This is a genomic window from Kitasatospora sp. NPDC093550 (assembly GCF_044764985.1).
Taxonomy (GTDB): Bacteria; Actinomycetota; Actinomycetes; order Streptomycetales; family Streptomycetaceae; genus Kitasatospora.
On record NZ_JBIWJF010000004.1, the window covers coordinates 219,148 to 236,473 of the forward strand.

Here is a 17,326-nt window from a genome sequence, read left to right on the forward strand (position 1 = left end):
TCCGGCGGCTCAGCCGAGGGTGGAGCCGGCGATCGGGGCGGACAGCTCGACGGTCTCGCCCTTCAGCCCGGTCTTCACGAACTGCCAGGTGAGGCCGCTGATGACGCCCTTGTCGAGCGGGGCCAGCTTGGCGAAGGCCGGCTGGCTGAGGTCGATGTGGGTGGAGTCGCAGGAGGGACACTGGTCCTTCACCGGGACGGTGATGGTCTTGCCCTGGTACGTCACCTTGACCGAAATCCCCTTGCAGACCGGGTCGTTGTTCGGGTTCGCGGTGGTCCACCAGGTGTGCGAGACGGCGACCAGCATCTGCGTGGAGGCGTTGATCTGGGTGCCGCAGGCGCCGAAGCCCGCGTCGTTGTAGTAGGTGGCCTTGCCGGTCATGGGCTTGTTGATCGGGATGGCGGCGCTGGCGGTGCCGGCCGTGAAGGCGATGAGAGCGGCTGCGGCGAGCGGGGCGCCCGCGAGGATCCTGAGGTTCTTGCCGATGGCGCGCATGGTTCGTTCCCTCCGGTTGCAGTGCTGGTGAATCGCACGGACTGACGGGCATGGGCATGACAGCGAGAAGTCGCCAAAGCCGTACGGCAGTTCGGCGACTCGATGCCCACCCCCGAGAAGGGAACGTATGCGCTCTTCCTTGGTGTGGTCCAGACCTCCATGATGTTGGCATGAACACAAGGCAAGGATCTTTACGAATGCGGCCGAAAGGGCGAAGATACGTGACCGCACCGCCACGGAGGGTGTTGACCGGGCGTCACCCGCCCGTACGTCCCGGAGGCCCCGTCACATGCGCACCGCCCTCGCCGCCCTGCTCCTCGGCGCCGTCCTGGTCCCGCTCGCGGCCGCACCCGCGACCGCCGCACCCGCCACCGCCGCCGGCCCGACCCGCGCGGTGAACCAGGGCTACAGCATCCCGGTCGGCGGGATCACCGACCTCGGCGCGCTGCCCGTCCTCGGCAGCCTCGGCCTGGACTTCGCCCGGCTGCTCGGGCAGTAGCCCCGGCGGCGCCCCCGCCCGCGAGGGCAGCAGCCCCCGGCGCCGACCCCGCCCGCGAGGGCAGCAGCCCCCGGCGCCGGCCCCGTTCGCGATCCCCGTTCCGCCTCCCGCGATCCCCCACCCGGGTTACCCTCGTCCCGCGCGGCGACGACCCCGCGCGAACGGACCGAGGGGGGAACGGGTGATCGGGGACCTGCTGCCGGACGTCGTGGCGACCGAGGTGGCGTACGACGACCCCCCGGAGGCCCGGCTGGAGCCGGCGGAGGAGGCGGTCCTGACCCGGGCCGTCGACAAGCGGCGCCGCGAGTTCACCACCGTCCGGCACTGCGCCCGGGCCGCCCTCGCCCGGCTCGGCGTCCCCTACCGCCCGCTCGTCCCGGGCCTGCGCGGCGCGCCGAGCTGGCCGGACGGCGTGGTCGGCAGCCTCACCCACTGCGACGGCTTCCGCGCGGCGGCCGTGGCCCGGGCCGGGGCGCTCGCCTCCGTGGGCATCGACGCCGAGCCCGCGCTCCCGCTACCGGAGGGCGTCCTGGACGTCGTCGCGCTGCCCGCCGAGCAGAAGCTGCTGGCCGAGCTGACCGCCGCGTACCCGGACACCCCGTGGGACCGCCTCCTGTTCAGCGCCAAGGAGTCGGTGTACAAGGCGTGGTTCCCGCTGACCGGGCTCTTCCTGGAGTTCAGCGAGGCCGAGCTGGAGCTCTCCCCCGACGGCACCTTCACCGCCCGCCTGCTGGTCCCCGGCCCGGTGGTCGGCGGGCGCCGGATCGACGGTTTCGACGGCCGCTGGGCCGTCCGGGACGGCCTGCTCGCCACCACCATCGCCGTCGCGCCGTGACCGACCGCCGAGCCCCTGCCCACCAGGACGCCCCGGCCGGCCCCGGAACCGTGACCCTCCGTCGCCACCCCGTGCTCCGCCCGGGCATATCCTCGACCCCGTGACGGTGACTTACGTGATCGACGGCAGCAGGATCGGCGCCCTGGAGGACTTCTGGGACGTCGTCGGGCAGGAGATCGGCGTCGACGGCTACTTCGGCCGCAACCTCGACGCCTTCGCCGACTGCCTGCGCGGCGGCTACGGCACGCCCGACGACGGGGACTGGGTGATCGAGTGGCGCCGGCACGAGGTGTCCCGCCACAACCTCGGCTACCCGGAGACGGTCCGCCAGCTGGAGCTGCGCCTGGACCGCTGCCACCCCGCCAACCGGGAGCACGTCGCCGCCGAGCTGGCCGCCGCCCGGGCGGGCCGGGGGCCGACGGTCTTCGACTGGCTGGTGCGGATCATCGAGGAGGAGCACCCCGGCGGCCTCCGCCTCACCTGACCCGCCCGCCCCGCGACGGCGCCCGCAAGACCGCGCCCCTCGAAGCCGCCCGACGCGGGCCGCTACAGCACGTCCGAGAGCCGGACGAACCGCCGGCCCGCCGCCAGCATCCCCGGCACCGCCGCCGCCACCCCCGGGGCCGTGCCGCCGCCGGGGTGGTTCATGTGGCCGATCACGATCGCGCCGGGCGGGGCCGACCCCACCTCCTGACGCACCTGGGCGGCACTGAGCGTCGCACCGCCGTCCCCGTTCACGGTGAAGCCGGCCACGCGTTCGCCCAGGTCGGCGACCACCCGGGTGGCGACGTCGTCATAGTGCGCGGTGCCGGAGCGGAAGAAGCGCGGCGGGTGCCCGAGCAGACCGGCCAGCTTCTGCGCGTTGCCCGCCACCTCGTCGTACACCTCGCCGACGTCATCGGTGCCGGCGATCCCGTAGGCGGAGCGGCCGGTGACCGAGAGCGGGCGGTGGACGGTGCCGTGGTTGCCGATCTCGAACAGCGGGTCGGCGGCGAGCTGCTCGAACTCGTCGGGGTTGGCGTCGATCCAGCGGGCGTTCAGGAAGAGCGTGGCCGGGACGGCGTGCGCGCGCAGGAAGTCGATCAGCGCGGCGTCGTAGCCGTTGCCGCCGGGGCCGCCGCAGGCGTCGAAGGTGAGCGCCGTCGCGCGCTCGCCCTCGGGCAGCTCGGTGATCACCCCGGCGACCTCCAGCCCCCAGTCGGTCGGGGCCGCCGCGCCGTACCGCTCGACCACCTCCGCCCGGGTCGGCTCCTTCGCCGGAGCGGGGGTCGGTACGGGGGTGGGAGCGACGGTCGGTCCGGAGGTCGGTGCGGCAGCGGCCTCCCCGGATATACCGCCCGCCGCCGTGGCGTCCGCCGTCTCCGGAGCGGAGACCGAGGACGGGGCCGCCCCGGCGAGCGAGGTCGATGCCGAGGTGGCCCGGCACCCCGTCAGCACGCCTCCGGCCATTACCACGAGCAGCGTCCGCCGACTCACCGCCACGCCAGCCTCCCGGTCCATTCCATCCCGATATCAACCGATTACATGACTATGAACCGACCATTCGTCACTCCCCGCAACTCGCCCCCTCCGCCTCCCGCGCTCCGCACACCGGCCTCTGCCGCATCGGTCACCTCGTCGACGCGACCGACTTCACCGACCCGCCCCACGGCGGTGGCCCCCGCCTCACCCCCGGTTCACCGCCACGGGTAGGCAGCCGGGCGGACCCGCCCACCCCAGCCCGGAGACCTCGATGCCGACCGAGCCCAGCACCCCGCACCCCGCCCGCCGCGACCTCCTCCGCACCGGCCTGGCGACCGGCGCCGCGACCGCCCTCGGCCTCGCCGCGACCACCGGCACGGCCTCGGCCGACCCCGCCGCAGCCCCCGGCGCGACACCCGACCGCACCCTCACCCTCACCGGCCATCTCCCCACCGGCGCCCCCGACTTCGTCTACCTCCCGGTCGAAGTCCCCGAGGGCGTCCGCGAGATCGCCGTCTCCTACGGTTACGACAAGCCCCCGGTCCCGGCCGGCACTCCCGGCAACTCCTGCGACATCGGCATCTTCGACGAGCGCGGCACCGACCTCGGCGGCCCCGGTTTCCGCGGCTGGTCCGGCGGCTTCCGCACCGAGTTCAGCCTCTCCCGCTCCGCCGCGACCCCGGGCTACCTGCCCGGCCCGGTCAACCCCGGCACCTGGCACATCGTCCTGGGCCCGTACCAGGTCGCCCCGCAGGGCCTGGACTACCACGTCCAGGTCACCCTCCGGTTCGGCGCGCCGGGGCCGCGGTTCACCCCGCACTACCCGGCCGAGCGGGCCCGCGGCCGCGGCCGGGCCTGGTACCGGGGCGACTGCCACCTGCACACCGTCCACTCCGACGGGCGGCGGCTCCCCGAGGAGGTCGCGGCCGGGGCGCGCGCGGCCGGGCTGGACTTCATCGTCTCCACCGACCACAACACCAGCTCCTCGCACGCCGTCTGGGGCCCGCTGGCCGGCCCCGACCTGCTGATCCTCCCGGGCGAGGAGATCACCACCCGCAACGGCCACTGGCTGGCCCTCGGCCTGGAGGGCGGCCAGTTCGTCGACTGGCGCTACCGCTCGCGCGACGAGGAGTTCCCGCGCTTCGTCCGCCAGGTCCACCGCTCCGGCGGCCTGGTGGTGCCCGCGCACCCGTACTGCCCGTACGTCGCCTGCCAGTGGAAGTTCGGCTACGAGCAGGCCGACGCCGTCGAGGTGTGGAACGGCCCCTGGACGTACGACGACGAGTCCGCGGTGGACACCTGGGACGGCCGGCTCGCCGTCGCCCTGCGCGAGGGCCGCTCCTGGCTCCCCGCGCTGGGCAACAGCGACGCGCACAGCGAGCCTCAGGTGATCGGCTCCCCGCACACCGTGGTGCTGGCCGAGGACCTCACCCGGGACGCGGTCCTCGACGGGCTGCGCGCCGGGCGCAGCTGGCTCGCCGAGTCCGAGGCCGTCCAGCTGGAGTTCACCGTCACCGGGCACGGCCGCCGGGCCGGCATCGGCGAGGAGCTGACCGTCCCGGCGGACGCACCGCTGGACGTCCGCCTCGCCGTCTCCGGCGTGCCCGGCGGCACCGTCCGGCTGATCACCGACGAGGGGCAGATGCACCAGGAGTCGCTGCCCGCCGACGGCTCCGGCACGGTGGTGTGGCGCACCACGGCCTCGCTCGCCGCGTACGTCCGCGCCGAGGTGCGCCACCCGAAGGCGGACGGCACCCCGGGCAAGGGCAACGCGATGGGCCCGGACCTGCCCTGGGGCCCGATGGCCGCACTGACCAACCCGATCGTCCTGCGCAGCGAGGAGCACTGACCCGGGCGCACGGCCGGGCGCACCGGCCGGGCGCACCGGACGCACACGGCCGGGCCACCGACCGGTTACCGGCCGGTCACCGCGCGGCCGCGCCGACCCGCCCGCGCACCGGGTGGGGGACGACTCGGGGCACCCGTTTGGACTAGGTTGATCCTCGAAACCCATCAGTCGTAGGGACGAGGCGGTCTGCTGTCCGGATACGGGCCGACCATGCCCTTCGCGCTCCGACCGCCTCGCCCCGGCTACCCGACCGTCCCCGGCCCGCGAAGGGATCCGCAGCTGTGAACCGTACGACCGTAGGTGGGCCGGAGCTCGGGGGCGGCCGGGGCGCCGGGGGCGTCCTCGTCCTCGTCGACCCGTCCGGGGCCGGGAACAGCCCGGTCGCGGAGCTGCTCACCCAGGAGCTGAACCCGAGCGTCCACCTGCGGACGGACGACTTCCAGCGGGTCATCCGCAGCGGCCGCCTCCCGGCCCACCTGCCCGAGGCCGGCCACCAGAACGCCACCGCGCTGGCCGCCGCCGCCCAGGCCGCCTTCGCCTACGCCACCCGCGGCTACCAGGTCGTCGTGGAGAGCCCGGCCGCCCTGACCGCGTCGGAGACCTTCCGCCGCGAGAGCCGTGCCACCGGCGCCGCGCTCCACTACGTCGTCCTGCACAGCGGTCCGGCCCCGGCGGTCGACCCCGCACACATCCTGGACACCACCGGCCTCACCCCCGAGACGGCCGCCAAGTCCGTCCTCAGCGCCCTCACCCGCCGCACCCACCTCCTCGGCTGGTGACCCCCGGCCCCGATGGGCCTCCGCGCTGCTGAGCCCCGGCCCCGGCGGGCCCTCGCCCCGGTGAGCCCCGGACCTGTCGGGCCCCCGGCCCTGTTACGCCCCCACCACCCCGTCGATCGCCTCCCGCAGGAAGTCCGCGTGGCCGTTGTGCCGGGCGTACTCGTGGATCAGGTGCAGCATCACCAGCCGCAGGGACACCTCGGCGTCCCAGCGGGCCTGGTAGCCGGTGACGTCGAGGGTCTCGGCGGCCCGTTCGATCCGGCGGGAGTGCTCGACCTCGGCCTGCCAGGCGGCGAAGGCCTCGGCACGGGTGGCGCCGCCGGCGTCGTACGCGGCCTGGTAGTCACCGTCCTCGGACCAGACCAGCGGAACGTCCTCGGCGTTGATCACCCGCCGGAACCAGGTGCGTTCCACCTCGGCCATGTGCCGGACGAGTCCGAGCAGGCTCAGGGTGGACGGCGGGCTGGAGCGCTGCCGCAGCTGGTCGTCGCTCAGGCCCTCGCACTTCATGGCGAGGGTCGCCCGGTGGAAGTCCAGGAAGGCGCGCAGCATCTCGCGCTCGCCACCGGTCAGCGGCGGTACGGGGCGTTCGTCGGGCACGTTCACGGGGTCGCTCTCCTCAGGGTTCGCGGTCGGGGTCTCGGAAGCCCTCGCGGACTGTAGCGAACCGCCCGCCCCACCCGGCGGGTATTTTCCCCGCGCCTGTCACATCCGCCCGCCCCGCGGTGTCTTCATGCCCGACCGAGACACACCCAGGAAGGACACACCATGGCGCTCCGCCTGCCGAAGGCCGCACTGCCCGCCGAAATGAGCGAGACCATGATCAAGGCGTTCGGCGCCGTCTTCGAACCCACCGAGGTGCTCTGGCACAACCCCGGGGTCGCCGCCGCCAACCAGGAGCTCGCGGGGAGGGTGGCCGGGTGGGACGCGCTCGACGAGAGCCTCAAGTCCTTCGCCCACATGGCCGTGGCCGCGCTGATCGGCTGCAGCTGGTGCCTGGACGTCAACTACTTCCAGGCCCGGAACCAGGGGTTGGACCTCGCCAAGGCCAGCCAGGTGCCGGTCTGGCGGGCCTCCGAGCTCTTCACACCGCTGGAGCGGGACGTGATGGCGTACGCCGAGGCGATGTCCGTCACGCCGCCGACCGTCACCGACGAGCAGTACGGGGATCTGCTCGACGTCCTCGGCCCGGGGGCGATGGTCGAACTCACCGCCTACGTCGCCTTCGTCAACATGGCCGCCCGGGCCAACATCGCCAACGGCGTCTCCTCGCAGGGCTTCTCCGACTCCTGCGAGATCCCGCTCGCGGGCCGCCCCGCCACCGGAGCGCCGCGGGCATGACGGCCGAACCGACCGTCGCGCCACCCACCGCACCTACCGTCGCCACGGCCGCCCTCACCCGGTAGCCGCCCCCGGTCGCGCGGCGGTGGTCCGAGCCCCCTCGGAACACCGCCGCGCCCTTTTCCCACCGAGCCCACGGGTCCATCACGTACCGTGTTCGGACGACCACCGGTTTGGGTACGTACCTCGGCGCGCCCGACCGCCGGGCGCCCACCGAGCAGGAGACCGAGCGGCCCATGGACCACAACCACATCCCCCCGACGGTGCGCCAGACCTACGGCGCCGGCGACCTGTCCAAGGCAGCCAGCTTCGCGGGCGGTTTCATCAACTTCGGGGACTGGCACGGCATCGACCTCACCGCCCCGACCCCCGAGGACCGGGTCCACAGCCAGGAACAGCTCTACCGGCGCGTCCTACGCACGTTCCCCGAACCACGCGAACAGCTACGCCTCGCCGAGGTCGGCAGCGGCCGCGGCCTCGGCGCCGCCCTCGCGCTGCGCGAGTTCCGCTTCGCCGCCGTCACCGGCGTGGACATCCACCCCGACCAGGTCGAACGCGCCCGCGCCGTCAATGCCAAGGCCATGGCCACCTACCCCGACCGGCTCGCCTACGCCATCGGCGCCGCCGACCGACTGCCCTTCGCCGACGGCTCGCTCGACGGCCTCTACTCCGTCGAGGCCGCCCAGCACTTCCGCGAACTCACCGGCTTCGCCCACGAAGCCGCCCGAGTCCTGCGCCCCGGCGGCCACTTCGCCGTCACCACCTTCTTCGCCGCCCCCGGCTCCGAGGTCGCCGAACGCCTGAGGATCCTCCTCGCCAGCTTCGCCGACGGCCTGGACGTCCCGCACACCCTGGCCGGCTTCACCGCCGACCTCGCCGAGGCCGGCCTCACCGGCCTCCACACCGAATCCATCGGCGCCGACGTCTGGCCAGGCCTCGACCGCTACCTCACCGACACCGTCCCCACCTCCCACTGGACGCGCAACTTCCTCGCCGCCTGGCACGACGGCCTCCTCGACTACCACCTCATCACCGCCACCCGCTCCTGACCCGCCCCGCGAACCGACCGCGAACCGACCGGGAACCGACCCGGGAACGCCAGGGCATCGACCGCGAACGGCAGCGCGCACCGCGGCCCGTCCCCCCGCGAGGACGGGCCGCGGCACGCTGGGGATCGCTCGGGATCGCTCCCGACCGCCCGGGATCAGACGGCGGCGAGCGAGACCTCGGTCGACTTGATCAGGGCCACGACGGCGCGGCCCTCCGCCAGGTCGAGGTCGGCGCAGGCGTCGGCGGTGATGGCCGCGGTCAGCTCGCCGCCGTCCACGGCGACCTTGACGCCGGCCATCGCGGCACCGCTGGTGACGGCGGAGACGGTGCCGGGGAGCTGGTTACGGATGCTCAGGCCCTCGACGGGACCGGTGGCCAGGGCGACCTCGGTGGACTTCACCAGGGCCCGCACCCGGCTGCCCTCGTGCAGGCCGAGGTCCTCGACCGCGTCCCGGGTGACCGCCGCGGTGAGGTCGCGCCCGCCGTCCAGCCGGAGCTTGACGGTGGCCATGACCTCACCCTCGGCCACCGACGTGACCGTGCCGGACAGTTGGTTGCGGATGCTCAGACTCATGACGGGTACCTCGATCTCGGGTCGTCGTGCCGTTCAACGGATCCGGTCGCGCGCCTCCACCGTAGTCAGGCGAAACGCCAGGTCACAGCCGTCGGCGTGGCGCCGGGCAGCTGCCAGGGCAGAGCGCCGAACGCCCTCGCAGCTGCTTGCGCGGTCACGGCCGCCGCGCACCGAGGCCGGACGGCGACCGGCTCAGGCGACGGTCGCGCCCGCCCGCTCCACCGGCTCGGCGACGGTCGCCGCGGCGCCCCCGACAACCCCGACGGCCCCGACGCCCCCGACGCCCCCGACGGCCCCGACGGCCCCGGCCGCCCCGACGGTCTCCAGCCGCCGCAGGCTGGCCCGGCGCTGCAGCGCGCCGAGGCCGGCGGTCGCCGCGCCGAGGGCCAGCCAGCCCGCCGGACCGGCCGCCATCACCACACCGGTCAGCAGCAGCGGGCCCACCGACTTCTGCACCGACTGGGACGTCCCGGCCACCCCCAGGTAGGAGGCCCGGGCGCCCGGCGGCGCGAGGCTGACCGCCAGCTCCCAGGAGCTCACCGACCGCAGCAGCTCCGCCAGGGTGACCAGCATCGCCGCGGCCAGCAGCGCGATCGAGGCGGTCCACGGGCCGCGGCCGGTGGCCAGCGCGATCAGCAGGCACCCGGCGAGCAGCGCCACCCCGTACCAGCCCGCCGCCCGGGCCGCGCCGTGCGGGCCCTCGGCCAGGGCCGAGACGCGCAGTTGCAGCAGCACCACGAGCACCGTGTTGAGGACCAGGAAGACCGGGACGACGGCGTGCGGCGCGCCGGTGTGGTGGACGAGCCAGAGCGGCAGGCCGACGCCGAGGATCGAGTCGTCCAGGGTCAGCGGCATGTCCCGCAGGACGAACAGCAGGTACCCGCGGTCGCGCCAGGGGCTCGGGGCCGTGGACGGGCCCGCAGCCTGCTCTCCGCGGGCCGCCGCGACCAGTCCGCGCCCGGCCGGTTCCCGGGTGCGCCAGACCAGGACGGCGGCCAGGACGAAGGAGAGGCCGTTGGCCAGGATCAGGGCGCGGTAGGCGGCCGTGGTCCCCACCGCCAGGCCGATCGCCGCGACACCCGCACCGAGCGCGCACCCGGCGTTGGCCACGCTGCGGAACAGCGCCTGGTAGGTGCCGCGCCGCTCGCCCGCGACCCTGGTGGCGAACAGCATCTCCAGGGTCTTGGCGGCCCGCTCGGCCAGGCAGGTCAGCGCGACCGCCGGGAGGAGCGCGGCGAAGTCGTCGACCACCAGCAGCAGGCCCATCGTCCCGAGCCGCAGCAGGTGGCAGCCGATCAGCAGCCACCGCACCGGCACCCGCTCGGCGGCCCGCCCGGCCAGCGGTGATCCGGCGATCCCGGCCACCGCGCCGACGCCCAGCAGCAGGCCGAGCTGCCGGGCGTCCATCCCGCAGACGTAGGTGAAGTACAGCACCGAGGCCGCCGCCCACACCCCGCTGCCGGTCCGGTCGACGCACTGCGCGAGCAGCATGATCCGCGCGTCCCGCCCGCCCGGCGGTTTCCGCAGCTGCGCCATCAGTCCGTTCTCCCGCATGGCAGGCCCCCGTCGTGCGATCGTCGTAAATCTCGACGTCAAGATACTTCATATCGAGATAGTCTCGGAACCCCCTCCCGGGCACCCGCCCGGAACGCCCCGCCCGCCCTTCGCGCCCGCCGGGGCCTCGACGCCCGGCGAGCGGTGCGCCACACTCTCCCCAGCAGCACCCGCGCTCCCAACGCACCGGCACGACGCCATGACCACCGCACGACGGAGAGCACACGGTGAGCACTCGTCAACTGCTGGACATCGCCTTCTCGTCCGGACGGGCCGGATCCGGACCCGCCACCTGGGGCCAACGCGCCATCTGGGACGCCGTACGCCGGCTGCCGCCGGCCGACGCGCCGCGCTACAACATCACCACCGCGGCGCCACTGGATCCCGGGCTGCCACTGCCCGCCGTCCTGGCCGCCCTGGAGCGGCTGCTGCACCTGCACGACTCCCTGCACACCCGGCTGCTCCCGACCGAGGACGGCGGACTGCACCAAGTCCTCGACCCCGAAGGGGTGTTGACCGTCGAGATGGTGACACCCGCCCCGACGGACGACCCGACGGACGACCTGGCAGACGACCCGGCCGGGCTCGGCGCCCGACTGCACGAGGAGCTGGCGGCCCGCCCCTTCGACACCACCGCGCAGTGGCCGATCCGGGTCGGCGTGGTCACGGTGGACGGCTTGGTCCGGCACATCAGCCTGGTGCTCTCCCACACCGCGCTCGACGGCTCCGGGATGAGCCGGCTGGTCGCGGACCTGACCGCGCTCAGCCTCGGCACCTCCCCGGAGGAGCTGGCCGAGCTGCGCGAGCCGGCCCGACAGCCGCTGGAGGAAGCCGAGTTCCAGGCCTCGGAACGCGGCGCCCGCCGGGACGCGAGCGCCCGCAAGCAGGTCCTCCGCAAGCTGCGCCTGGGCCCGGCCCGCCTCTTCCCGTCACCCAGCACGTCCGGCGGGCCCTCCCAGAGCCCGTCCTCCCAAAGCCCGACCCCCGAAAGCCCGCCCCCCTTCCCGAACGCGGTGCTCCGCTCCCCCGCCCTCCCCCGGGCCGTCGAGGAGGTGGCCGCCGCCCACCGGGTGAGCACCTCCTCCGTGCTGCTCGCCGCGGCAGCCGCGATGACCGCGCGGCTCGCCGGGAGGACCGAGGCCGTACTGAACGTCGTGGTCAACAACCGCTTCCTGCCGGAGCTGACCAACGCGGTCAGCGTGGTCGCGGGCGACGGACTGTTCCACCTCCCGGACGCCACCGGCGCGTTCGGCGAGGTGGTGCGCCGCACCCACGCCGCCGCGATCGGCACCTACCGGCACGCCTACTTCGACAAGCTCGCCCTGGCCGCGGAGGTCGAGCGACTGACCGCCGAGGGCGTGCGGCTCGCGGACCGGTCCTGCGTGTTCAACGACACCCGGGAGCTGCTGCCGGCCGCCTCCGCGCCCGGCGACGACCGCACCACCCTCAGCTGGCCGGTGGAGTTCGAGCCGCGCCCCGGCCTGACCTACGCCCTGGACGCCCTGCAGTCCCCCGAGGCGCTCAGCCTCGCCATGACGGCGGACCCCACCGTGCTCCCGCGCCCCGCGATGGAGCGATTCCTGTACGGCATGGAAGAGTTGATCCTCACCGAAGCCCTCGCGGCGAGCACGGCCGGCCCTCGGACGCCGATCGCCGGAGCGGCCGCCGAGGATTGAACCTGACACCGATGTCAGATTCTACCGTACCGGCATGACCACCACCACGGAATCCCTGCTCAGCCCGTACCGCCTCGGTTCGCTCGACCTCCCCAACCGCCTCGTCATGGCCCCGATGACGCGGTACCGGGCGGCCGAGGACGGTACGCCGCTGCCCGTCGTCGCCGAGTACTACGCCCAGCGCGCGAGCGCCGGTCTGATCGTCACCGAGGGCATCTGGCCCAGCAGCCGCGGCCAGTCCGAGTGGTTCCTGCCGGGCCTCGAGACGCCCGCGCACGTGGCCGGCTGGCGCGCGGTCACCGAGGCCGTGCACACGGCCGGCGGGCGGATCGTCGCCCAGCTGATGCACGGCGGCCGCCAGGGCCACCCGCTCAACCGGCTGCTCGGCGACCGGCCGGCGGGCCCGTCCGCCGTCCCCGCGCCGGGCCCGGTGCACGTCAAGGACGGCGGCAAGGCCGAGGCCGTCACCCCGCGCGAGATGACCCGCGAGGAGATCCGCCAGGCGGTCACCGACCACGTCGACGCCGCCCGCAACGCGCTCGCGGCCGGCTTCGACGCCGTCGAACTGCACGGCGCCAACTCCTACTTGATCCACCAGTTCCTGGCCGACAACACCAACCTGCGCACCGACGAGTACGGCCCCCGCACCCTCGCCGACCGGCTGCGCTTCCCGATCGAGCTGGTCACCGCCGTCGCCGAGGCGATCGGGCCCGGGCGCCTGGGCCTGCGGCTGTCCCCCGGCAACCCGCAGTTCGGCATGGCCGAGGCCGACCCGGCGCCGGTCTACCGGGCCCTGCTCGCCGAGCTGGACGGCCTCGGCCTGGCCTACCTCCACCTCACCGACAACGACGCCTACCCGGCCCTGGCCGACCTGCGCCCCCGCTGGTCCGGCCCGCTGATCGCCAACGTCGGCGAGAACCGCGCCGCCACCGACCGCGAGCGCGGCGAGGCGGTGCTGGCCGCCGGACTGGCCGACCTGGTCTCCTACGGCCGTGCCTTCATCGCCAACCCCGACCTGCCGGAACGGTTCGCCGCCCACGCCCCGCTCACCCCCGTCGACCCGACCCACCTCTACGGCCAGACGGCGACCGGCCTCACCGACTACCCGAGGCTCACCGACCGGCCGTGACCCCGGGCCCCGGTCGCCGCGCACCCGCGAGGACCTGACCGGTCGGTGACGCGCACTGCCGGCTGACCACGGTCCGCGGCCTCCTCCCCCTTCGCCGTCCGCCGCCTCACCGAACTCCCGGCGGCGGACGGCCCCGGAGCCGCCCAGAACCCGTCGAGGCCGATCGGGCCCCCGCAACGGGAGCCCGACCTCAGCGCCTCGACCGATCCACCCGACCGACCCGCCCGACCGATCCGCCGGGGGTCAGTGCCGGGCGTCGTGCAGGGAGTTGCTCTCCTGGATCTTCTTCCACGACTTCGGCTCGACCGGCAGCTGCTGCTGCTCGCCCTGCCCCGCCCCCGGCGCCAACGAAGCACTCACCGCCGCACCCGCCGGCAGCGGCCCGACGGCCGGCTTGGCGGCGGTGAACAGCCAGGTCTGGAACAGCTCGCCGAGCTTCTTGCCGGAGACCTTCTCCGCGTAGGCCTGGAACTCCGGGATGGTGGCGTTGCCGTAGCGGCGCTCGGTGGGCCAGCCCTTGAGGATCCGGAAGAACGCGTCGTCCCCGACGGCGTTGCGCAGCGCCTGGATGGCCACCGCGCCCCGGTCGTACACGGCGCCGGAGAACTGGTCGTCCGGGCCCGGGTCACCGGGCTTGACGCTCCAGAACGGGTCCTCGGCCGGGTGCGAGGCGTAGATGTAGTCGGCCAGTTCCTGCGCGGTGCCCTCGTTCTCGTGCTCGGACCAGAGCAACTGGGAGTACCGGGCGAAGCCCTCGTTCAACCAGATGTCACTCCAGCGCGACAGCGAGACGCTGTCCCCGTACCACTGGTGGGCGAGCTCGTGGACGACCACCGAGGTGTTGGCGCCCTTGGCGAACTGCCGGGGGCTGTAGAAGACCCGGGTCTGGGTCTCCAGCGCGTAGCCGGTCTTCACGTTGGGGACGTAGCCGCCGACGGAGCTGAAGGGGTAGTCGCCGAAGTAGCCGCTCAGCCAGTCGACCAGCTCGCCGGTGCGCTCGACGCTCGCCCTGGCCGCGTCCGCGTTGTCGCCGAGGTCCTTGCTGTACGCGTTGTAGACGGGCAGCCCGCTCGGCGTGGTGTCCGTGGTGACGTCGAACTTGCCGACGGCGAGCGTGGCCAGATATGTCGCCTGGGGCTTGTTCTCGCGCCAGCTGTAGCGGGTCCAGCCGGCCTGGGAGGAGCTGCCGGTGAGGATGCCGTTGCTGATCACCTGGTTGCCGTCCGGCACCAGCACCGAGACGTCGAACGTGGCCTTGTCGCTCGGGTGGTCGTTGCTCGGGAACCACCACCACGCCGACTCGGGCTCGCCGGCCGCCACCGCGCCGTCCGGCGTGCGCAGCCAGGCGGTGAAGCCGTACTTCTTCACGGTGGACGGCACTCCCTTGTAGCGGACCACCACGGTGGCCTGGCTGCCCTTGGCGAGCGGCCGGGCGGGGGTGACCTCCAGCTCCTGCTCCCCGCTGGTGGCGAACTTGGCCGCCCGCCCGTTGACCAGGACCTCGGACACGTTCAGCGCGAAGTCGAGGTTGAACCGGGAGAGGTCCTGGGTGGCGGTGGCCAGGATGGTGGTGGTGCCTTCGAGTTCATCGGTGGCGGGCTGGTACTTCAGCCGGATGTCGTAGTGCGAGACGTCGTATCCGCCGTTGCCGTAGGTCGGGTAGTAGGAGTCGCCCGACCCGGCCGCGCCGGGTCGGAAATCGGATGCCGAGGCGGGGACGGCCAGGAACAGGCTCAGGGCACTGGCAGCGGAGACGATCAGCCTCTTGCGCACGTGGTCCTCCAGGGATCACCGGAACGATGGGTTGGATCGATCCTTGTCCCCGCGACCCCCGCCCCACTCCCTGATTGTGAGATGTTCATGAAAAGAAACGCGCCGAAATGACACCGTCGCAGCAGCGCCGCGACGGTGTCACGTCACCCCCACCCGCCACTCAGGCCCCGAGCGTCACCGGCGCCCGCACCAATGAGCCGTACTCCGTCCAGGAGCCGTCGTAGTTCTTCACGTGCGGGTACCCGAGCAGCTCGGTGAGCGCGAACCAGGTGTGCGCCGACCGCTCGCCGATCCGGCAGTAGGCGATCACCTCGCGCTCCGCCTCCACCCCCTTGCCCGCGTACAGCGCCCGCAGCTCCTCCACCGACCGGAACGACCCGTCGTCGTTGGCCGCCTGGGACCAGGGGATGTTGACCGCGCCGGGGATGTGCCCGGGCACCTGCGCCTGCTCCTGCGGCAGGTGCGGCGGCGCGATCAGCTCCCCCCGGAACTCGGCCGGCGAGCGCACGTCCACCAGCACCGCGTCCGCCCCGGGCTTGGCGAACACCTCGGCCTTGGCCAGCACCTCGTCCCGCAACGCCCGCAGCTCCGGCCGCTCGGCCCCGGTCAGCCGGTACCCGGTGTGCTGGTAGTCCATCACCTCCGGGGTGAGCTCCCGGCCCTCCAGCTCCCACTTCTTGCGCCCGCCGTCGAGCAGCCGCACCGGCCCGAAGCCCCGCAGCCGCAGCAGCCAGTAGGCGTACGTGGCGAACCAGTTGTTGTTGCCGCCGTACAGCACCACGGTGGTGTCGTCCTCGACCCCGGCCGCCCGCAGCAGGTGCTGGACGCCGTCGCGGTCGGCGTAGTCGCGGCCGACCCGGCTGTGCAGGTCGGTGGTCCAGTTCCAGCCGACCGCGCCGGGGATGTGGTCCCGGTCGTACGCGGTGGTGTCCTCGTCCACCTCGACGACCCGGATCGTCCCGTCGTCCAGGTGGCGGGCCAGCCACTCGGTGTCGACCAGCGCCTCGGGGTGTGCGTAGCCGTTGCCGGTCATCCCGTGCCCTCCTTCACTCGGCCAGGGCGGTACGGACCGGGCCCCCGGGCGCGCACGCGCCGGCGCACCGCGAACGGGCCGGACACTTCGAACGTACGTCTCCGGCAGCCCCCGGGCCACCCCGCCCGCGGACCGTCCGCCTCAGGCCCCGGAAGCCGGCCGCGCCACGTAGTACAGGTTCAGGATGTCGCCCTCGACCCGCTTGGCCTCCACGGACCGGAACCCGGCCTCGGCCAGCATCCGCCGGGCGGTCTGCTCACCCCAGACCGTCCCGAGCCCCTCGCCGCCCTCACCGAGCGAGACCGTCATGCAGTAGAAGGTCGAGAAGGTGTAGAGCGCGGGGGCGAGCGGGTGCTCGATGTTCTCCTCCAGCTTGCTGCTGGCGGCGATGTCGCCCATCAGGAAGACGCCGTCGGGCCGCAGCGCACCCGCGACGGCGGCCAGCGTCCGGGTCGGCCGGGCCAGGTCGTGGATCACGTCGAAGGCGGTGACCAGGTCGTACTTCCCGCTCAGTTCGGCGGAGTCGGCGACCTCGAACCAGGCGTTGTGCAGGCCCAGTCCGGCCGCCGATTCCCGGGCCGCGGCGATCCCCTCGGCGGAGATGTCGATGCCGGTGAAGCGGCTCTCCGGGAACGCCTTGGCCAGCACGGTCACGGCGTGGCCCTGCCCGCAGCCCACGTCCACCGCGTCGATCCCGGCCCGCAGCCGCTCGGTCAGCCCGTCCACCAGCGGCACGATCGCGTCCACCAGCGCCAGGTCGTACACCCGGGCGGTCTCCTCGGCCTGCAACCGCTGGAAGCGCGGGAAGGCCGAGTACGGCAGCCCGCCGCCGGTGCGGAAGTGGCCCAGCAGGTCCTGCTCGACCTCGCCGATCATCGACAGGAACTGCATCATGGCGCCCAGGTTGTCCGGCCCGGCGGCCCGGGTCAGCGACGCCGCGTGCTCCGGCGGCAGCGCGTAGCTGCGGCGCTCCGGGTCGTACTCGACGACCCCGCCGACGACCATGCCGCCCAGCCACTCGCGGACGTAGCGCTCGTTCAGCCCGGCAGCCCGCGCGATCTCCTCGCTGCCGGAGGGCGGGAGCCCGGCCATCAGGTCGAACAGCCCGGTCTGGTGGCCGAGGCTGGTGAGGAATCCCAGGCAGGCGTCGTTCAGCACCTGCACCATCCGCCCGGCGAAGGCCTCCTGCTTCTGCGCGTCCAGTTCCCGTACCGACATCGTTCCTCCTCCGTCGCCGGGACCAGCGAAACCCTCCCCTGGTCACGCTACGCCGGGGCC

At 73.8% G+C, this 17,326-nt stretch carries 17 protein-coding genes; 9 read left to right on the plus strand and 8 right to left on the minus strand.

Annotated features, from left to right (window positions below):
- Window positions 1-9: 9 nt before the first annotated feature.
- Window positions 10-495, minus strand: a complete 486-nt coding sequence (locus ACIRD3_RS08165) for a cysteine/serine endopeptidase inhibitor (protein ID WP_402213133.1) — start codon at window positions 493-495, stop codon at window positions 10-12.
- Window positions 496-784: 289 nt separating this feature from the next.
- Here ACIRD3_RS08165 and ACIRD3_RS08170 point away from each other — a divergent pair, with 289 nt between their 5' ends.
- The 3 genes from ACIRD3_RS08170 to ACIRD3_RS08180 all read left to right on the plus strand — a co-directional run bounded on the left by ACIRD3_RS08170 (window position 785) and on the right by ACIRD3_RS08180 (window position 2,313).
- Entirely contained in the window at window positions 785-994 is a 210-nt protein-coding gene (locus ACIRD3_RS08170) for a hypothetical protein (protein ID WP_402213135.1), read from the plus strand.
- A gap of 181 nt (window positions 995-1,175) precedes the next feature.
- The gene (locus ACIRD3_RS08175) at window positions 1,176-1,829 is read left to right on the plus strand and encodes a 4'-phosphopantetheinyl transferase (RefSeq protein WP_402213137.1); all 654 of its coding nucleotides are present in this window, start codon (window positions 1,176-1,178) and stop codon (window positions 1,827-1,829) included.
- A gap of 100 nt (window positions 1,830-1,929) precedes the next feature.
- A complete protein-coding gene (locus ACIRD3_RS08180) occupies window positions 1,930-2,313 on the plus strand; it encodes a barstar family protein (RefSeq protein WP_402213139.1) in 384 nt (127 codons plus the stop codon).
- A gap of 62 nt (window positions 2,314-2,375) precedes the next feature.
- On the opposite strand, the gene ACIRD3_RS08185 is transcribed toward ACIRD3_RS08180, so the two are convergent.
- Window positions 2,376-3,278: a polysaccharide deacetylase family protein gene (locus ACIRD3_RS08185; RefSeq protein WP_402213141.1), complete on the minus strand. Its 903-nt coding sequence runs from the start codon at window positions 3,276-3,278 to the stop codon at window positions 2,376-2,378.
- 283 nt (window positions 3,279-3,561) lie between these two features.
- Here ACIRD3_RS08185 and ACIRD3_RS08190 point away from each other — a divergent pair, with 283 nt between their 5' ends.
- Together ACIRD3_RS08190 and ACIRD3_RS08195 are read left to right on the plus strand one after the other, a co-directional pair.
- Window positions 3,562-5,139, plus strand: coding sequence for a CehA/McbA family metallohydrolase (locus tag ACIRD3_RS08190; RefSeq protein ID WP_402213143.1), 1,578 nt, complete (start codon window positions 3,562-3,564; stop codon window positions 5,137-5,139).
- Window positions 5,140-5,420: 281 nt separating this feature from the next.
- Complete coding sequence (locus ACIRD3_RS08195) at window positions 5,421-5,918, plus strand: hypothetical protein (RefSeq protein ID WP_402213145.1); 498 nt, start codon at window positions 5,421-5,423, stop codon at window positions 5,916-5,918.
- A 93-nt stretch (window positions 5,919-6,011) separates the two neighbouring features.
- On the opposite strand, the gene ACIRD3_RS08200 is transcribed toward ACIRD3_RS08195, so the two are convergent.
- Window positions 6,012-6,518, minus strand: a complete 507-nt coding sequence (locus ACIRD3_RS08200; protein ID WP_402213481.1) for a DinB family protein — start codon at window positions 6,516-6,518, stop codon at window positions 6,012-6,014.
- Between the two features lie 168 nt (window positions 6,519-6,686).
- On the opposite strand from ACIRD3_RS08200, the gene ACIRD3_RS08205 reads away from it, so the two are divergent.
- Together ACIRD3_RS08205 and ACIRD3_RS08210 are read left to right on the plus strand one after the other, a co-directional pair.
- Window positions 6,687-7,259: a carboxymuconolactone decarboxylase family protein gene (locus tag ACIRD3_RS08205; RefSeq protein WP_402213147.1), complete on the plus strand. Its 573-nt coding sequence runs from the start codon at window positions 6,687-6,689 to the stop codon at window positions 7,257-7,259.
- A gap of 173 nt (window positions 7,260-7,432) precedes the next feature.
- The gene (locus ACIRD3_RS08210; protein WP_402213149.1) at window positions 7,433-8,308 is read left to right on the plus strand and encodes a class I SAM-dependent methyltransferase; all 876 of its coding nucleotides are present in this window, start codon (window positions 7,433-7,435) and stop codon (window positions 8,306-8,308) included.
- 155 nt (window positions 8,309-8,463) lie between these two features.
- Here the strand turns inward: ACIRD3_RS08210 and ACIRD3_RS08215 are convergent, their stop codons facing one another.
- Both ACIRD3_RS08215 and ACIRD3_RS08220 read right to left on the minus strand, forming a co-directional pair.
- Window positions 8,464-8,883 carry a molybdopterin-binding protein gene (locus ACIRD3_RS08215; RefSeq protein WP_402213151.1) on the minus strand — a complete coding sequence of 140 codons (420 nt, stop codon included), beginning with the start codon at window positions 8,881-8,883 and terminating at the stop codon, window positions 8,464-8,466.
- 192 nt (window positions 8,884-9,075) lie between these two features.
- On the minus strand, window positions 9,076-10,437 hold the full coding sequence (locus ACIRD3_RS08220) for an MFS transporter (RefSeq protein WP_402213152.1): 1,362 nt from the start codon (window positions 10,435-10,437) through the stop codon (window positions 9,076-9,078).
- A 227-nt stretch (window positions 10,438-10,664) separates the two neighbouring features.
- Here ACIRD3_RS08220 and ACIRD3_RS08225 point away from each other — a divergent pair, with 227 nt between their 5' ends.
- Entirely contained in the window at window positions 10,665-12,113 is a 1,449-nt protein-coding gene (locus tag ACIRD3_RS08225; RefSeq protein WP_402213154.1) for a non-ribosomal peptide synthetase condensation domain protein, read from the plus strand.
- Window positions 12,114-12,147: 34 nt separating this feature from the next.
- Entirely contained in the window at window positions 12,148-13,242 is a 1,095-nt protein-coding gene (locus ACIRD3_RS08230) for an alkene reductase (protein ID WP_402213156.1), read from the plus strand.
- 243 nt (window positions 13,243-13,485) lie between these two features.
- On the opposite strand, the gene ACIRD3_RS08235 is transcribed toward ACIRD3_RS08230, so the two are convergent.
- The 3 genes from ACIRD3_RS08235 to ACIRD3_RS08245 form a co-directional block, all read right to left on the minus strand.
- Window positions 13,486-15,015 (minus strand): M1 family metallopeptidase, encoded by a 1,530-nt coding sequence (locus ACIRD3_RS08235; protein WP_402213158.1) that lies wholly within the window; start codon window positions 15,013-15,015, stop codon window positions 13,486-13,488.
- A 160-nt stretch (window positions 15,016-15,175) separates the two neighbouring features.
- Window positions 15,176-16,048: a sulfurtransferase gene (locus ACIRD3_RS08240; RefSeq protein WP_402213160.1), complete on the minus strand. Its 873-nt coding sequence runs from the start codon at window positions 16,046-16,048 to the stop codon at window positions 15,176-15,178.
- A 141-nt stretch (window positions 16,049-16,189) separates the two neighbouring features.
- Window positions 16,190-17,266: a class I SAM-dependent methyltransferase gene (locus ACIRD3_RS08245; protein ID WP_402213162.1), complete on the minus strand. Its 1,077-nt coding sequence runs from the start codon at window positions 17,264-17,266 to the stop codon at window positions 16,190-16,192.
- Window positions 17,267-17,326 lie beyond the last annotated feature (60 nt).